The sequence below is a fragment of the Achromobacter sp. MUI-25009338 genome, assembly GCF_057359325.1.
On sequence record NZ_CM170627.1, the window covers coordinates 1692916 to 1705833 of the forward strand.

Sequence of the window (12918 nt, forward strand, 5' to 3'; positions counted from 1 at the left end):
TCCGGCCGCCGTCCGCGGCGTCAGCCCAGCCCGTGGTACTTGCGCCCGATCTCCATGGTGGCCCGATAAAAGCCTTCCTTGCTGCCGCAGTCGTAGCGCGTGCCCTCGTATTCGTAGCCGAAGACCTTGCGCGACCGTAGCAGCGCGGCGATGGCGTCCGTGAGCTGGATCTCGCCGCCGACGCCGGCCTGCGTGGCTTCGAGAATGCCGAAGATCTCGGGCTCGAGAATGTAGCGCCCGACCACCGCCAGGTCGGTCGGGGCGTCTTCGGGCCTGGGTTTTTCGACGATGCCGCTCAGCCGCATCACGCCCTGCGCTTTCGGGCTGCCGGACACGATTCCGTACTGGGCCGAATTGGCCTTGGGGATCTGCTGGACCGCCACGACGCTGCCGCCGTATTCCCGCGCCACCTTCGTCATTTCGCCGATGACGGGGGCGTCGGCGTCGATCATGTCGTCGGCCAGCAGCACCGCGAACGGCTCCGCGCCCACCAGCGACGCCGCGCAGAGCACGGCGTGGCCCAGGCCCAGGGCGGCGGGCTGGCGTGTATAGACGCATTTGACGCTGTCGGGGACGACGTTGCGCACGCTTTGGAGCAAGGCATTCTTGTTTTTCAGTTCCAGGTCGCGTTCCAGTTCGGGCACGCGGTCGAAATGGTCCTCGATGGCGCGCTTGTTGCGGCCGGTGACGAAGATCAGTTCATTGATGCCGGACGCGATCGCTTCTTCGACCGCGTACTGGATGAGAGGCCGGTCCACGATGGGCAGCATCTCTTTCGGCATGGCTTTGGTGGCGGGTAGAAAACGGGTGCCCAGCCCCGCAACAGGGAATACGGCTTTTCTGATCGGATGCATGCAATGCCCCTTTTTTGTTGGTTGCCCTGACTGAGAGGGCGACGCGCACGCCGATAGCAATCGACGTACCCGGCCGGCGGCTGGCGGCGCTCAACGCTGGTCCGCCGTGCCGCCCGAGCCCGAGGATGCGCCGGAGCCGGGCGAGCCGCCCTGGCCGGTCGAACCCGTGGTCGCGCCGGAGGAACCCTGGCTGCCGCGCGCGTCCGTGCCGCCTTGCTCGGCGCGGTCGCGCCCGCGCGTGGATTGCTCGGAGGATTGCGCGGGAGGTAATTTTTTCCGTTCCTGCTCGGTTTTCCCTTCGCCGCGCTGGCGCTTGCCGGTATCGCCGTCGGCGGAGGAGGGCGGCCGTTCCTTCGGCGGGGGGGCCGCGGGGGCGGCCAGCGCGGCCGATCCTCCCAGCACGAGCATGGCTGTCGCGAATAAGGTGGCGGATCTGGCTGACATGGGATCTCCTGCGCGGGTATTGCGTGTTGCCAGTGCAAATGCCGTGCCGGGCCCGACGCTTGCTGTAGCCGTCGCGAGTCCAAGCAGGAGCACGGTATGAACGGTGATCAGCCTGTCGTTCCTTCCGCCGGCGTAGCCGCCGACGACAATCCCGCCGCGCCGGGACGCCGCAACGTCCTGAAGGCGCTTGCGCTGGGGGTGCCCGGCGCGCTGGCCGTGTCGGGGGCGCAGACCGTCGCGCAGGCGGGACAGCCCGAGCAGGCGGCCGATGCCGCGCAGCCGGCGCCCCTGCGGTTTTTCAACGCGCAGGAAGCAGCGCTCATGGACGCCATCGCCGCCCGCCTGATTCCGGCCGACGACCTGGGCCCGGGCGCCAAGGAGGCGGGCGTAACCGTATTCCTGGACGGCCAATTGGCCGGCGCGTGGGGCGCGGGCGATCATTTGTACCGGCAGGGGCCGTTCCAGGAAGGCACGCCGGAGCAGGGCTATCAGCTTTCCTTCACGCCCGCCGAGATGTACCGCCGCGGTCTCGCTGCGTTCGACGCCGCGGTGCGCAAAAAGGAGGGCAAGGGCTACGACGAGCTCGGCGCCGAGCGGCAGGACGCCTGGCTCGCGGCCATGCAGAAAGGCGAACTCGATTTCGATCCGCTGCCGGCGCAGGTGTTCTTCCAGGCTTTGCTGGAAGGCACGACGGAGGGCTTCTTCAGCGACCCGCTTTATGGCGGCAACAGGAACATGATCGGCTGGAAGCTGGTGGGTTTTCCGGGCGCGTACGCAAGTTTCTCCAACGACATCGAGCGGCATGGCGTGGCCTGGCGCGGCACGCCGGTTTCCATTGCGCAGGCCCGCGGGCACCATGCCGCGCCGGCCGGCGAAACCCCTCACAAACCGGGAGGCGGCCATGGCTAAGACCATGCCGGCGGTGGACGTGGCCATCATCGGGGCCGGCTGGACTGGCTCCATCATCGGCAAGGAGCTGGCCGCGGCCGGCCAGCGGGTGGTGGTGCTGGAGCGCGGCGAGCCGCGCTGGCCGTCGCCGGATTTCCAGGGGCCCAACGTCCACGACGAGCTCAAGTACACGCGCAGGCATGCGCTGCACCAGAACACCGCCAGCGAAACGTTCACCTTCCGCAACCACGGCGGGCAGATCGCCCTGCCCATGCGGCGCTGGCAGTTCGCCTATCCCGGAACGCACCTGGGCGGCGCGGGCAATCATTGGTCGGGGGCGTACTACCGCTTCGATCCGACCGACTTCAACATGCGCAGCCACTACACCGAGCGCTACGGCGCCGGCATCTTCGACGAGGACCTGACCTGCCAGGACTGGCCGCTGAGCTACGAAGAGCTGGAACCGTACTTCGACCGCTTCGACTACCTGATAGGCGCCTCGGGCCAGGCGGGCAACATCAAGGGCCGCAAGCAAGAGGGCGGCAATCCCTTCGAGCCGTGGCGCTCGCGTCCCTATCCCAATCCCCCCATGAAAGTGCCGTACGCGCCGGCCCTGTTCGGCGAGGCGGCGCGCGGCCTGGGCTACCACCCTTATGTGCAGCCGTCCGCGCTGTGTACGCGGCCCTACGTGAACAGCGAGGGGCTGCAGATGAGCGCCTGCGTGTACTGCGGATTCTGTTCCAACTTCGGCTGCGAGCACTACGCCAAGGCCTCGCCGCAGGTCTGCGTGCTGCCGGTGGCGCTGAAGCTGGAGAACTTCGAGCTGCGCACCGGCGCCCACGTGCTGCGGGTGGAGCTGACCGCGGACCGCAAGCGGGCGCGCGGCGTGACCTACGTGGACGGCGCGGGCGCCGAGGTGTTCCAGCCGGCCGAGGCGGTGGTGTTGTGCGCGTTCGGCATCAACAACGTGCGCCTGCTGCTGCTTTCCGGCATCGGCGAGCCTTACGACCCGGTACGCAACACCGGCGTGGTGGGGCGCAATTACACGCACCAGACCACATCGGGCGTCAATCTCTTCTTCGACGAATCCTTCAATATCAATCCCTTCATGGGCGCGGGCGCGGTGGCGGTGACCATGGACGACTTCAGCGCCGACAATTTCGATCATGGGCCGCTGGGATTCGTGGGCGGCGGCTATCTGCAGATCCAGGTGGTCAGCGGCGCGCCGATAGGCTATCACCCGGTGCCCAAGGGCACGGCCGCCTGGGGCAGCGCCTGGAAACAGGCGCTGCGGCGCTACTACAACCACTCGGCCTCGATCACCATCACCGGCGCGGCGCAACCCACGCGCGGCGGCTACCTGAGCCTGGACCCTACCTACAAGGACGCCTGGGGCCTGCCGCTGCTGCGCATCACCTACGACCTGCCCGACAACGATATCCGCATGTCGGCCTTCCTGACCGAACGGGGCGACGAAATCGGCCGCGCCATGAAAGGCGTGCAGCGCACCGAGCCGGGACCGCGCAAGCGGCCCTTCACGGCCGCGGCGTACCAGTCCACGCATCTCACCGGCGGGGCGGCCATGGGCGCCGATCCCCGCACCAGCGTGGTGAACCGTTACGGCCAGGTATGGGACGTGCCCAACGTGTTCGTGACGGGCGCGGCGCTGTTTCCGCAGAACTCCGGCTACAACCCCACGGGCACGGTTGGCGCCACGGCCTATTGGATCGTGGAAAAGATCAAGTCCGATTACCTGAAGTCGCCAGGCCCCCTGGTGACGTGAGCGACGCAGCCGGGGTGACATCATGGGCATGCCTTTACGCAGCTATGTGGCCTTGGGCCTGATCGCGGCCGCGCCGCTGATCACGCTGGCCGCGGCCTTCTATCAGATGTATGGCAAGGGTGGCGACGGCCCGATCGCGCCGTCCATCGTCGCGCAGCCCGCCGCGCCCGCTGCGGCGCCGCGCGCAGCCGCAGCTCCCGCGGCGGCGCCGGGCGCGGCCTTGCCCGAGGTGGCGCAACCCCGCCCGGCCGCGCCGGTCCCGGGCCGCAGCGCCGTGGACTTCGCGGCCTATCGTCCCGCCTGGGAAGCCGCATTGCAGCGCGCCGACGTCGACGCCGGCAAGCAACTGGCGCAGGCGGGCAAGGCGGGAGTGCAGGCCTGCGTGGCCTGCCACGGGCAGGCGGGCGTCACGCCGCTGGGCGGGGCCTTTCCCAATCTGGCGGGACTGACCCAGGACTACCTCGCCAAGCAGTTGCGGGACTTCCGCGACGGCAGCCGCCAGCATCCGGTCATGAGCGGGATCGCCAAGGGGCTGTCGGATGAAGAAATCGCGCATCTGGCGCGTTATTACGGCGGCCTGCCGCCCGGCGCCCCGGCGGCCGGCAAGGACACGGGCGGGCACGAGGCCGCCATCCGCCTGGACACGGTGGGCGACGGTCCGCGCGCGCTGCCGGCCTGCGCCAATTGCCATGGCCTGCAAGGCCGCGGCGAGGGCGCGCTGCTGCCCCGGCTGGCGGGGCAGCCCGCGCCGTACTTCGTGGACCAGATGAATGCGTTTCGCTCCGGCCAGCGGCAGAACGACGACGTGGGCGCCATGCGCGCCTTCGCGCAGCGCCTGACCCCCGAGGAAATCGGCCAGTTGTCCCGCTACTACGAAAGCCGCTCGCCGGCGCAGGAATAAGCGGTCCCCTGGCCTAATGGCGCAGGTACGGCGGCGTCGCGGCCGGACGGCGCTTGTGTTCCGTGGCGTCGTAGCGGGAGACCAGGCGCTGGGCGACTTCCGGGGGCACGGGCCGGCCTTCGAGGAAATCGTCGATCTCTCGATAAGTAAAGCCCAGCGCCGCTTCATCAGGATGCTGCGGACGCAGCGTCTCCAGGTCCGCGGTCGGAACCTTGGCGACGAGGTCCGGCGGCGCGCCCAGCGCCGCGCCGATTTCCCGAACGCAACGCTTGGTCAGTCCGCTGAGCGGCATGACGTCGGCCGCGCCGTCGCCATGCTTGGTGAAAAAGCCCGTCAGCGCTTCCGCGGCGTTATCGGTGCCCACCACCAGGCCCTTATGGGCGCCGGCGATCGCGTAGAGCGCGATCATGCGCTGGCGCGCCTTGATGTTGCCGGCGATGAAGTCCTCGGCATGCGCGTCCGCATAGTCGATGCCGGCCGCCTCCAGCGCAACGCGTTGCGCGTCCACGGCGGGCTGGATATTGAGCGTCATGCGCTTGTCCGGCGCCACGAAATCCATCGCGCGCCGCGCGTCCTGCTCGTCGCTCTGCGTCCCGTAGGGCAGGCGCGCCGCCACCAGCGCGCAGACGTGGCCCGAGGAGCGCAGCCGCGATACCGCAAGTTGCGCGATACGCCCCGCGACCAGGGAATCCACGCCTCCGCTGATGCCGATCACGTAGGCGTCCATGCGCGCGGCAAGCAGATAGTCGGCGAGAAAAACAATTCTGCGTTCCAGCTCTTCGTCGATATCGCAGTCCGGGCGAACCCCCAGGCTGCGGGCGATTGCGGCCCGGCGCGCTTCGATTTCCGCCTGCATGGCTGGTGTCATTCGTGTTCTCCCGGTTATCGCGCCGATTGCATCCAGGCCGCGCAGCCCGCCGGCGAGGTCGTGCCGCTGACATAGAGCGCGCCCGATCCGTAGAGCGCAAGCCCGTCCTGCCATGACAGATTCTGCACCACCCAGACGCCGCCGGCGCGATCGGTCCAGATGATGCGGGCATCGGTGCCGTCCAGCGCGCGCAGCAGCTCCCCGGCGGGCGCGTCGGGACGCATCGCCACCACCGTCGTGCCGGTATCGCCGCGCAGCGGAAAAAGGTTGGCCAACGTCGCGCCGCCCAGCGCCAGGACCAGCAGGCCGGCGGCGATATTGCGCCGCGGCATCGGCGGACCGCCGCCAGCCGAGCGCCCGCGCCAGCCCAGGAAAAACGGCAGCAGCCCGAAAACCGCCAGCCATGCCAGGTCCCAGAACAACGGCACGTCCGCATCCATGCGGATGCGGTGGATGCCGGTGATCCAGTGCGAGAACAGCGCGTCGACGATATGCCAGGCGCCGAACCCCATCCAGAACGCCGGCCACAACGGCCGCGTCGAGCCCGCCGGCGCGGCGGCGCGCGCCCGGTACAGCGTCCACAGGCCCGCCGCGGCCAGGATGTACATGAGCGCATGGAACAGGCCGTCCACCGCCACCTGCATGCGCAGATCTCCCAAAATGCCGGTCTGGATGGCCGACAGCAGGTGGTGCCACTGCAGGATCTGGTGCAACAGGATGCCGTCGAAAAAGCCGCCCATCGCAAAACCCAGCAGGCCGCCGGCGCGGCGCATGCGGCGCCCGGACGGGTCAGGGATAGAGGCAGGGTCCATGGACGGCTCCCGGTTCTTGGTGCCGGAGCAGTTCGGCAAGCGCCGTGCCCGACGCGTGGATCCCTGCCGGCGGCCCGGGGCCGAGCCGCGTCACGTGCGCCGGTTTCTTTGCCCGGCCGCATGTTTGCGCCAATAGCCGAACTCGTCCTCGCGGACCTCCAGGTCCAGTTCGGAGACGCGCAGCTGCAGCCGCTCCTGCGCGTCGGCGACGGCCTGGTTGTATACGACCGGCCCGATTTCCTCCAGGAAGAATCCCAGCAGCGCGGCCGCCGCGATATTGCCGATGGGCTCTTCCATGTGTTCATCGAAGTACCGCTGTATCGACGCGATCGCGGCGGCTCGAACCTGCTTTTCCAGTTCAATGGCCATCGGGCTTCTCCTTTCTACGGGGCAGGGCGCGCTTGCCGCCCGGGACGATGGCCGGCTTCGCGGCTCGGTCCAGCAGCCCCAGCAGGCAGTCCCGCACGCTGGCGACCGTTTCCGGCTGCGGCGCGCGCAACAGCACCTGCGCCTGCCAGAGTCCCTCGACCGCGAACCGGCAGGTCAATGACAGGTCGGCCGCGACTTCGTCGGGGCGGCAGAAGTCGTCCACCAATGCGGTGTGTATGGCCTGGTACTTCGGATCGGCCATCAACAGGGCCATGGCTTCGCGCGCCGCCAGCGCCGATTCGGCGGCCAGGCTCACGACCCGGATGTAGGTGCGGATGCGTTGATCCGCGCCGGCCGGCTCGGCCGCCAGCGCCTCATGCAAATTGTCGGAAAACTCCTGCATGAGGTGATCGAACAGGCCGTCCATCAAGGCCTGCTTGGTGCGGAAGTGGTACTGGATGCCGCCTTTGGACAGGTCGGTCCTGGCAAGCACGCTGTCGAAGGTGAGCGCGCCCGCGCCCTCATCGGCCAGGACCTGTCTTGCGGCTTCGAGAATCTGGACCCGCACGGCGGCGGGTTGCTTTGCTCGTCGTATGTTCATAAACAATCCATATATATGGATTTATCATATCATCCGGGCGTACCCGTTTTTTGCATGGATACCGATAAATGAACATCGTCAGCGACAGTACCCTCACGCGTGCGGATCTGGTCCGGCTTCTCGCGCAACCCCAACCCGTCACCCGGTTCGATCGCTGCTCCTTCGACGGGCAGGACCTGGGTTCGCTGGATCTCCGGAACATCCGCTTTACGGCCTGCTCGCTGGCCGAGGCCCGGCTGGCGCGCGCGACCTTGAGCGAAACGATATGGGAGCGGTGCAGGATCGGCCTGGGCGACTTCGAGCTGGCGGACCTGACGGACGCCAGCTTCACGGCCTGCGATCTCCACATGACCAAGTGGGCGCGTTCCCGGCTATCGTCGGCGACGATTTCCGATTCGAAACTGAACGGGGCCGGTTTCTCCGAAGTCCACGCCCTGGGCCTGAGCCTGCGCAGCTGCCGCCTGGTGGGCGCCCAACTGCGCGGCATGTCGTTCAGAAAGCAGGTGCTGGACCAGCTGGATTTCTCTGACGCCGACCTGGGCGGCTGCGATTTCCGCGACGCGGTGTTCAACGGCGGCAGCCTGCGCGGCGCCAGCCTGAAAGGGGCGAGGTTCCAGGGCGCGGATCTGCGGGCGGCCGAGCTCGGCGGCATCACGGTGTACGACCTGACCGGCTCGCTGAAGGGGGCGGTGATTTCTGCCGAACAGGCTGGACAGTTGATCGAATCGCTGGGCGTGCGGGTGATGTGACGACAATACTGTTCTGGCCGCGCCGCCTGGTTGGTCAGAAGCTGGCCGCGAGGCGCAGCGCGGCCGTGTAGCCTTCGGCGCGGTTGCGCGCGCCGAATTCCTTGTAGACGTGCAGCCAGACGGGCGGCAGGCCCGGTTTGTAGAAATGGACGGCCGGCCCCAGGGCGATCACCCGGGAACGGTTGCCGCCTTGCAGGCCGGGCGCGTCGTCGTCGGTGAACTGGCGGCTGTAGTAGCCGCCCACTCCCAGGGTCCACGGTCCCACGTGCTGGCCCAGCGCGAACTCGTGGCGGTATTCGATGCCATTGCGGTAGCCGGTGGCGTGGTTGCGCGTGCTGATGTCGACCTCAAAGCTCGAGGACACCTCGAAGCCGCCGTCGGTGATGTAGGTGAAATTGAAGATGGGAGAGAACGCCCAGTGATTCAGTCCCGGGTTCACGAGCCGCCGCTTGTCATAGTCCCCCGTGGGAGCCAGCACCTGGAACTGCGCATTCAGATGCAGGTTGGGCGACGGGTTCCATTGCAGGATCAGAGGCAGCAGCAGGGTGTCGGCGATCCGGAACGTTTCGCCGCGCAGCCGCAGCGGCCCAGCGGCCGTCGGCACGTCGAAGGCCGCGTCCATCCTGAAGAACGGCTGCACGATGCCGAAGCCGTAGCTTGCCCCCAGCAGCGTGGCGCGGGTCATGCGCAGATAGGCCGCGCTCACGGTGAAGACGCTGAGAGAAAAGTCGTCGTCCAGCGTCTCGCCATACTGGTTCTTCCGAACGGTGGCATGGTTGTACGAGGAACGCAGCGAGATCGTCCCGAACGGCGTCGGCGGCGGCGACATGCCGGCGCCGAAGTCATAGAAGCCGTTGACCGTGGTGGGTATGCCGTTCTCGGTGGCGGCCGCGTTTCCGGCCAGACCGAGGGCAGCCAGGACCAGCGGCGCCGCGACAGCCGGCATTGCATTGCGGATGTTCATGGAATTCCCCTTGTGCCCGGACGGCGTACATGGCGCCGCCCGGGCTGGAATAGGCAGGGCCCGACGCGGGAGCGGGTTTCAGCGGGCGGCGGCCGGTCGCCAGTCCGTGGCGCGGATGGGAGCGGACGCGGACGCGACCGTCACTTTGGACAACACCCAGGGCTCGCTGAACACGCCCCGCACGATGCGCGGACGCACCTCGTCGGGTATGTTGGCGAGTTCGCCCCAGAGACAGGACCAGCGCTGGCATTCCTCGGTCAGCGGACGTGTCGCGGCTTCCCATGCGCCCAGCGCCTCGGGTATGTCCCGCCGGTCCCTCACCCGCTCCATGTAGGCGGCCAGCGCCAGGCCGTTCTGCATGGCCATGCCGCCGCCCTGGCCCAGGTTGGGCGGCTGGGCATGGGCGGCGTCGCCGAGCACGCAGGCATGGCCTGCGGACCAGCGCTTGCAGCGCACCACGGTGTAGACGTTCCAGAGCACGCTGCCATGCGCGATCCGGTCGAGCAGGAACGCCCATTCAGGAAAGGCTTCCCGCCAGCATGGCAGCACGCGCGTATCTCGCGCCGAATCGTCGTCCTCGCGGCAGGTCAGCGCCAGGTAGATTTCGCGGGCGTTGATGGGGGTGATCAGCATGCGCCGCGTACCGTTCCAGATTTCGATGCACTTGCCGCGCGCGGCGGCGGGCAGTTCCTCCTGGGTCGCCTGCACGATGGTCCGCAGCGCGCCTTCCTCGGCCCGCTGGTGCACCTGTTCAAGGCCCAGGGCGCGGCGCACGGGCGACCAGACGCCGTCGCAGCCGATGGCGAGATCGGCTTTCGCGCGATCGCCGTTGGCGAATGTCAGGGTGCCGTCGGTGCCGGCGTCGACGACCTCCGCGCCTGTGACGATGCGAGCGCCGGCGGCGCGCGCGGCCGCCTCCAGGCCTGCGTGCAGCTCGCTGCGCGCGATCGCGACCACCCGCAATCCCGGGGGCAGCAGCGCGGGAACCAGTACCTGCCCGGCATGGTCGCGCTGTTCGATGCCCTCGGGCAGGAAGGCATTGCGCATGGCGCGTTCATAGGCGCCTATCTCCGATAGCACCGCCAGCCCGTTCGACCACAGATAGATGCCTGAGCCCGAGACGCGCAGCTCGGGCCTGCTTTCATAGACGGTCACGTCCCAGCCGCGCCGGGCAAGCGCCGCCGCCGCGGCCAGTCCGCCGATCCCGCCGCCGCTGATGATGGCTTGCATGTTCATGGTGTCCACTCCCCTGGTTCTTTGCGCATGGCTCGCGGCCGCGTTCAGGCGCGGCCCAGGCTGCGCGCGTAGCTCAGCACACCGACGCCGCCCATCCACTCGGGCACGGCTTCGTAGGCGACGATGTCGGCCGGCGCGTCGCGCATCGCGCCCATGAGCGCGGTCCACATCAGCATTTCCGCGCCGCCCGGACCCGCCTGGGCCCTGACCGTCTCGTGGGTGAGCGACAACATGAACTCGCGGTCGCCGGCGGCCAGTTTCTGCAGGATGCGGTGGTCCCATTCGGCATTGACCAAGTCGCGGCCGGACGCGGCCATTTCGGCTTCGCGCCGCAGGATGGCCAGTGGCAGCTCCGGGTCCTCGCGCAGCGCGGCCGCGCCGAGGATCTGCCAGCGCTGCACGCGCTGCATCAGCGGATCGTCCGCCGCGTCCTCGTCGATGGTGATGGGCGGCCAGTGCGACAGGCCGCCGCTGGCCATGAGCGCGATGCGCTCGGGCCGCCGGTCCAGGACTTTGCGCACGCTGACGCCCAGTTCGTACGCGCGGCGCCACGTCGGCAGCGGCGGCGCGAAGCAGTTGAGGAAGATCGGCACGACTGGAATGCTGGCGCTGGGCCACAGGTACTTGGCCGGCATCAGCACGTTGTGCACGAGTTCGGCCGACTCGCTGCGGAACAGCTCGAAGCCGTCTTCCATGACGCTGCGGTAGATGTCCCCGGCCAGCGCCGCGTGGCCGGGGCGGGGCGCGCGCGGCATGCCGATCCAGTCCTGCGTCGCCTCGGTCGGCCCCCAGTGCGTGTCGCCGAGCGCGATGGCCATGCCCGGCATGGCATGCAGCGTATACATGTCGAAATGGTCGTTGACGAAGGCGACGATTACGTCGGGCCGGGCGGTTTCGATCTGGCGGCGCACCACGTCGAAGCCGTCCAGGAGGCGGCGCAGCGTTTCCGGCTGCGCAAGTCCGGTCTGGTTGCCCAGCCCCGGCGTGTGCGTCATCGCGAATGCGGCGACTATCGGCGTGTCCGTGTTGTCTTTCATGGCGGTTCCTGTTCTGCCTGCGAAGGGCGGTGAGTGGGCGTGCTTTCCGCGCCGCCCGCTCCTCCTCGAGCGGCGCGGAATCCGGCGCGGCAGCAGTGCGCCGGATGAGCACGCGAGGCAGTATGGGATTTCCCCCGCGCGGCCGTCATCTCTCAAATGGGAGATGCCGGACCCGTTTCATGGCAAACCCCAGTTGCCGCGCCGGCGGGCTTGCCGGACGATGAGCGCTTTTCGTTCAGATAGTGTGGGTGTCTTCATGGCTCTCGGCGCAGCATCTGATTCTTTCCTGCTGGACCTGTATGCCTGTTGCACGGACCCGAGCCGCTGGGCCGGCGTGCTGGACCGGCTGTGCAGCGATGTCGGCGCGCATTCAGCCGTGCTGCAGTGCCTGGATCTGGAGGGCGCGCGCGCCGTTCCCTATTGGGCGGCGTACGACACGCGCATCGACATGGAGGCCTATCGGGCGGAGGTGTCCGACGCCCGCAATCCCCGACTGGAAGCCTGGCGCCTGCAGCGGGTCGCGCGACGGCCGGGCCGCATGGCCACCGACGGAGAACTCTTTCTGCCGGAAGAGGCGCCGTTACGCGACCGACTCCATCTGCAGTTGCGCCGCGCCGGCCTGGGGCGCTTCATGGGGGCCATGGCGCCCATGGGCGGCACGCGCTGGGTGGCCATCGCGGTGCACCAGGATCCGCGCGATGACGGCGGTTTTTCTCCGCGCCGCCTGGAGCGGCTGCGCAAGCTCACGCCGCATCTGCTGCAGGCGGCTACGCTGGCGCAATCCGTGGGGCTCGACCGCAGCGTGTCCGCGCTGGTCGACCGCTACCTGGAAGCCTGGCCCTGCGCGCTGGCGTTGTGCGACGAGTCTGGCGGACTCGTCTGGTCGAACCGCCGCGCCCGGGAAGGGCTGGACGGCCGCGCGGGCCTGCGATTGCGCAGCGGCCGGATCTGCGCCGACGCCGCTGGTCAGTACCGGTTCGCGCACGCGCTGGCGCAGGCGTCGCTGGAGGCCGAGCCGGTATTCCTGACCCTGGAAAACGGACAGGGCCGCACGCAGCTGGCGCTGCAGCGGCTGCAAGCCTCTCAGCCGCACGGCGGCGCCCTGGTGCTGGTGTCGCTGGTGCAAGAGTCGCAGGCTGGCGCCCGCTTCCCCGTGGCGGCCCTGCGCGCGCTGTTCGGCCTCACCGAGGCCGAGGCGAGGCTCGCGAGCGCGTTGGTGGCGGGCTGGACGGTCGAGGAATACGCGCGCGGCCGCGGCATTACGGTGGGCACCGCGCGCTACCAGTTGAACCAGGTGCTGGGCAAGGCCGGCGCGCGTCGGCAGGCCGACCTGGTGCGACAGGTCCTCTGTTCGGCGGCCGCGCAGATGATCGGTCGCCAGGAGGGCGCGGCGCCGGCCTGAGCGGGCGCGC

At 68.8% G+C, this 12918-nt stretch carries 14 protein-coding genes; 5 read left to right on the forward strand and 9 right to left on the reverse strand.

Annotated features, from left to right (window positions below):
• Positions 1-20: 20 nt before the first annotated feature.
• Entirely contained in the window at positions 21-854 is an 834-nt protein-coding gene (galU, locus tag AC1IQ6_RS08030; protein ID WP_485866107.1) for a UTP--glucose-1-phosphate uridylyltransferase GalU, read from the reverse strand.
• Positions 855-944: 90 nt separating this feature from the next.
• Entirely contained in the window at positions 945-1298 is a 354-nt protein-coding gene (locus tag AC1IQ6_RS08035; RefSeq protein ID WP_485866108.1) for a hypothetical protein, read from the reverse strand.
• Positions 1299-1394: 96 nt separating this feature from the next.
• Between AC1IQ6_RS08035 and AC1IQ6_RS08040 the strand changes: the two genes are divergently transcribed.
• From AC1IQ6_RS08040 to AC1IQ6_RS08050, 3 genes are read left to right on the forward strand one after another with little or no spacing between them, the layout of a single operon-like run.
• Positions 1395-2207 carry a gluconate 2-dehydrogenase subunit 3 family protein gene (locus AC1IQ6_RS08040; protein ID WP_485866109.1) on the forward strand — a complete coding sequence of 271 codons (813 nt, stop codon included), beginning with the start codon at positions 1395-1397 and terminating at the stop codon, positions 2205-2207.
• A complete protein-coding gene (locus AC1IQ6_RS08045) occupies positions 2200-3969 on the forward strand; it encodes a GMC family oxidoreductase (protein ID WP_102772727.1) in 1770 nt (589 codons plus the stop codon). Before AC1IQ6_RS08040 ends, AC1IQ6_RS08045 begins: the two co-directional genes overlap by 8 nt.
• 22 nt (positions 3970-3991) lie before the next feature.
• Entirely contained in the window at positions 3992-4870 is an 879-nt protein-coding gene (locus AC1IQ6_RS08050; RefSeq protein WP_485866110.1) for a c-type cytochrome, read from the forward strand.
• A gap of 13 nt (positions 4871-4883) precedes the next feature.
• On the opposite strand, the gene nadE is transcribed toward AC1IQ6_RS08050, so the two are convergent.
• From nadE to AC1IQ6_RS08070, 4 genes are all read right to left on the reverse strand, one after another.
• Entirely contained in the window at positions 4884-5738 is an 855-nt protein-coding gene (gene nadE / locus AC1IQ6_RS08055; RefSeq protein WP_479731305.1) for an NAD(+) synthase, read from the reverse strand.
• Positions 5739-5752: 14 nt separating this feature from the next.
• Entirely contained in the window at positions 5753-6550 is a 798-nt protein-coding gene (locus AC1IQ6_RS08060; protein ID WP_485866111.1) for a DUF2243 domain-containing protein, read from the reverse strand.
• 90 nt (positions 6551-6640) lie between these two features.
• The gene (locus AC1IQ6_RS08065) at positions 6641-6919 is read right to left on the reverse strand and encodes a DUF2164 domain-containing protein (RefSeq protein ID WP_102772723.1); all 279 of its coding nucleotides are present in this window, start codon (positions 6917-6919) and stop codon (positions 6641-6643) included.
• A complete protein-coding gene (locus tag AC1IQ6_RS08070; RefSeq protein WP_485866112.1) occupies positions 6909-7520 on the reverse strand; it encodes a TetR/AcrR family transcriptional regulator in 612 nt (203 codons plus the stop codon). Before AC1IQ6_RS08070 ends, AC1IQ6_RS08065 begins: the two co-directional genes overlap by 11 nt.
• Before the next feature lie 68 nt (positions 7521-7588).
• On the opposite strand from AC1IQ6_RS08070, the gene AC1IQ6_RS08075 reads away from it, so the two are divergent.
• Positions 7589-8269 carry a pentapeptide repeat-containing protein gene (locus AC1IQ6_RS08075; RefSeq protein ID WP_111827140.1) on the forward strand — a complete coding sequence of 227 codons (681 nt, stop codon included), beginning with the start codon at positions 7589-7591 and terminating at the stop codon, positions 8267-8269.
• Positions 8270-8303: 34 nt separating this feature from the next.
• On the opposite strand, the gene AC1IQ6_RS08080 is transcribed toward AC1IQ6_RS08075, so the two are convergent.
• From AC1IQ6_RS08080 to AC1IQ6_RS08090, 3 genes are all read right to left on the reverse strand, one after another.
• Positions 8304-9233 carry a SphA family protein gene (locus AC1IQ6_RS08080; protein ID WP_168202321.1) on the reverse strand — a complete coding sequence of 310 codons (930 nt, stop codon included), beginning with the start codon at positions 9231-9233 and terminating at the stop codon, positions 8304-8306.
• Between the two features lie 78 nt (positions 9234-9311).
• Positions 9312-10469, reverse strand: a complete 1158-nt coding sequence (locus AC1IQ6_RS08085; RefSeq protein WP_258231385.1) for an FAD-dependent oxidoreductase — start codon at positions 10467-10469, stop codon at positions 9312-9314.
• A 44-nt stretch (positions 10470-10513) separates the two neighbouring features.
• Complete coding sequence (locus AC1IQ6_RS08090; protein WP_479731309.1) at positions 10514-11506, reverse strand: DODA-type extradiol aromatic ring-opening family dioxygenase; 993 nt, start codon at positions 11504-11506, stop codon at positions 10514-10516.
• Positions 11507-11762: 256 nt separating this feature from the next.
• Between AC1IQ6_RS08090 and AC1IQ6_RS08095 the strand changes: the two genes are divergently transcribed.
• Positions 11763-12908, forward strand: a complete 1146-nt coding sequence (locus AC1IQ6_RS08095; protein WP_485866113.1) for a helix-turn-helix transcriptional regulator — start codon at positions 11763-11765, stop codon at positions 12906-12908.
• The last annotated feature ends 10 nt before the right edge of the window (positions 12909-12918 follow it).

Excerpts from the sequence above, each read along its gene's own strand:
- AC1IQ6_RS08050 (WP_485866110.1), top strand. The coding sequence starts at position 3,992 with ATGGGCATGCCTTTACGCAGCTATGTGGCCTTGGGCCTGATCGCGGCC.
- AC1IQ6_RS08065 (WP_102772723.1), bottom strand. The coding sequence starts at position 6,919 with ATGGCCATTGAACTGGAAAAGCAGGTTCGAGCCGCCGCGATCGCGTCG.
- AC1IQ6_RS08040 (WP_485866109.1), top strand. The coding sequence starts at position 1,395 with ATGAACGGTGATCAGCCTGTCGTTCCTTCCGCCGGCGTAGCCGCCGAC.
- AC1IQ6_RS08080 (WP_168202321.1), bottom strand. The coding sequence starts at position 9,233 with ATGAACATCCGCAATGCAATGCCGGCTGTCGCGGCGCCGCTGGTCCTG.
- galU (WP_485866107.1), bottom strand. The coding sequence starts at position 854 with ATGCATCCGATCAGAAAAGCCGTATTCCCTGTTGCGGGGCTGGGCACC.
- AC1IQ6_RS08060 (WP_485866111.1), bottom strand. The coding sequence starts at position 6,550 with ATGGACCCTGCCTCTATCCCTGACCCGTCCGGGCGCCGCATGCGCCGC.
- AC1IQ6_RS08035 (WP_485866108.1), bottom strand. The coding sequence starts at position 1,298 with ATGTCAGCCAGATCCGCCACCTTATTCGCGACAGCCATGCTCGTGCTG.
- AC1IQ6_RS08075 (WP_111827140.1), top strand. The coding sequence starts at position 7,589 with ATGAACATCGTCAGCGACAGTACCCTCACGCGTGCGGATCTGGTCCGG.
- AC1IQ6_RS08090 (WP_479731309.1), bottom strand. The coding sequence starts at position 11,506 with ATGAAAGACAACACGGACACGCCGATAGTCGCCGCATTCGCGATGACG.
- AC1IQ6_RS08045 (WP_102772727.1), top strand. The coding sequence starts at position 2,200 with ATGGCTAAGACCATGCCGGCGGTGGACGTGGCCATCATCGGGGCCGGC.
- nadE (WP_479731305.1), bottom strand. The coding sequence starts at position 5,738 with ATGACACCAGCCATGCAGGCGGAAATCGAAGCGCGCCGGGCCGCAATC.
- AC1IQ6_RS08095 (WP_485866113.1), top strand. The coding sequence starts at position 11,763 with ATGGCTCTCGGCGCAGCATCTGATTCTTTCCTGCTGGACCTGTATGCC.
- AC1IQ6_RS08085 (WP_258231385.1), bottom strand. The coding sequence starts at position 10,469 with ATGAACATGCAAGCCATCATCAGCGGCGGCGGGATCGGCGGACTGGCC.
- AC1IQ6_RS08070 (WP_485866112.1), bottom strand. The coding sequence starts at position 7,520 with ATGAACATACGACGAGCAAAGCAACCCGCCGCCGTGCGGGTCCAGATT.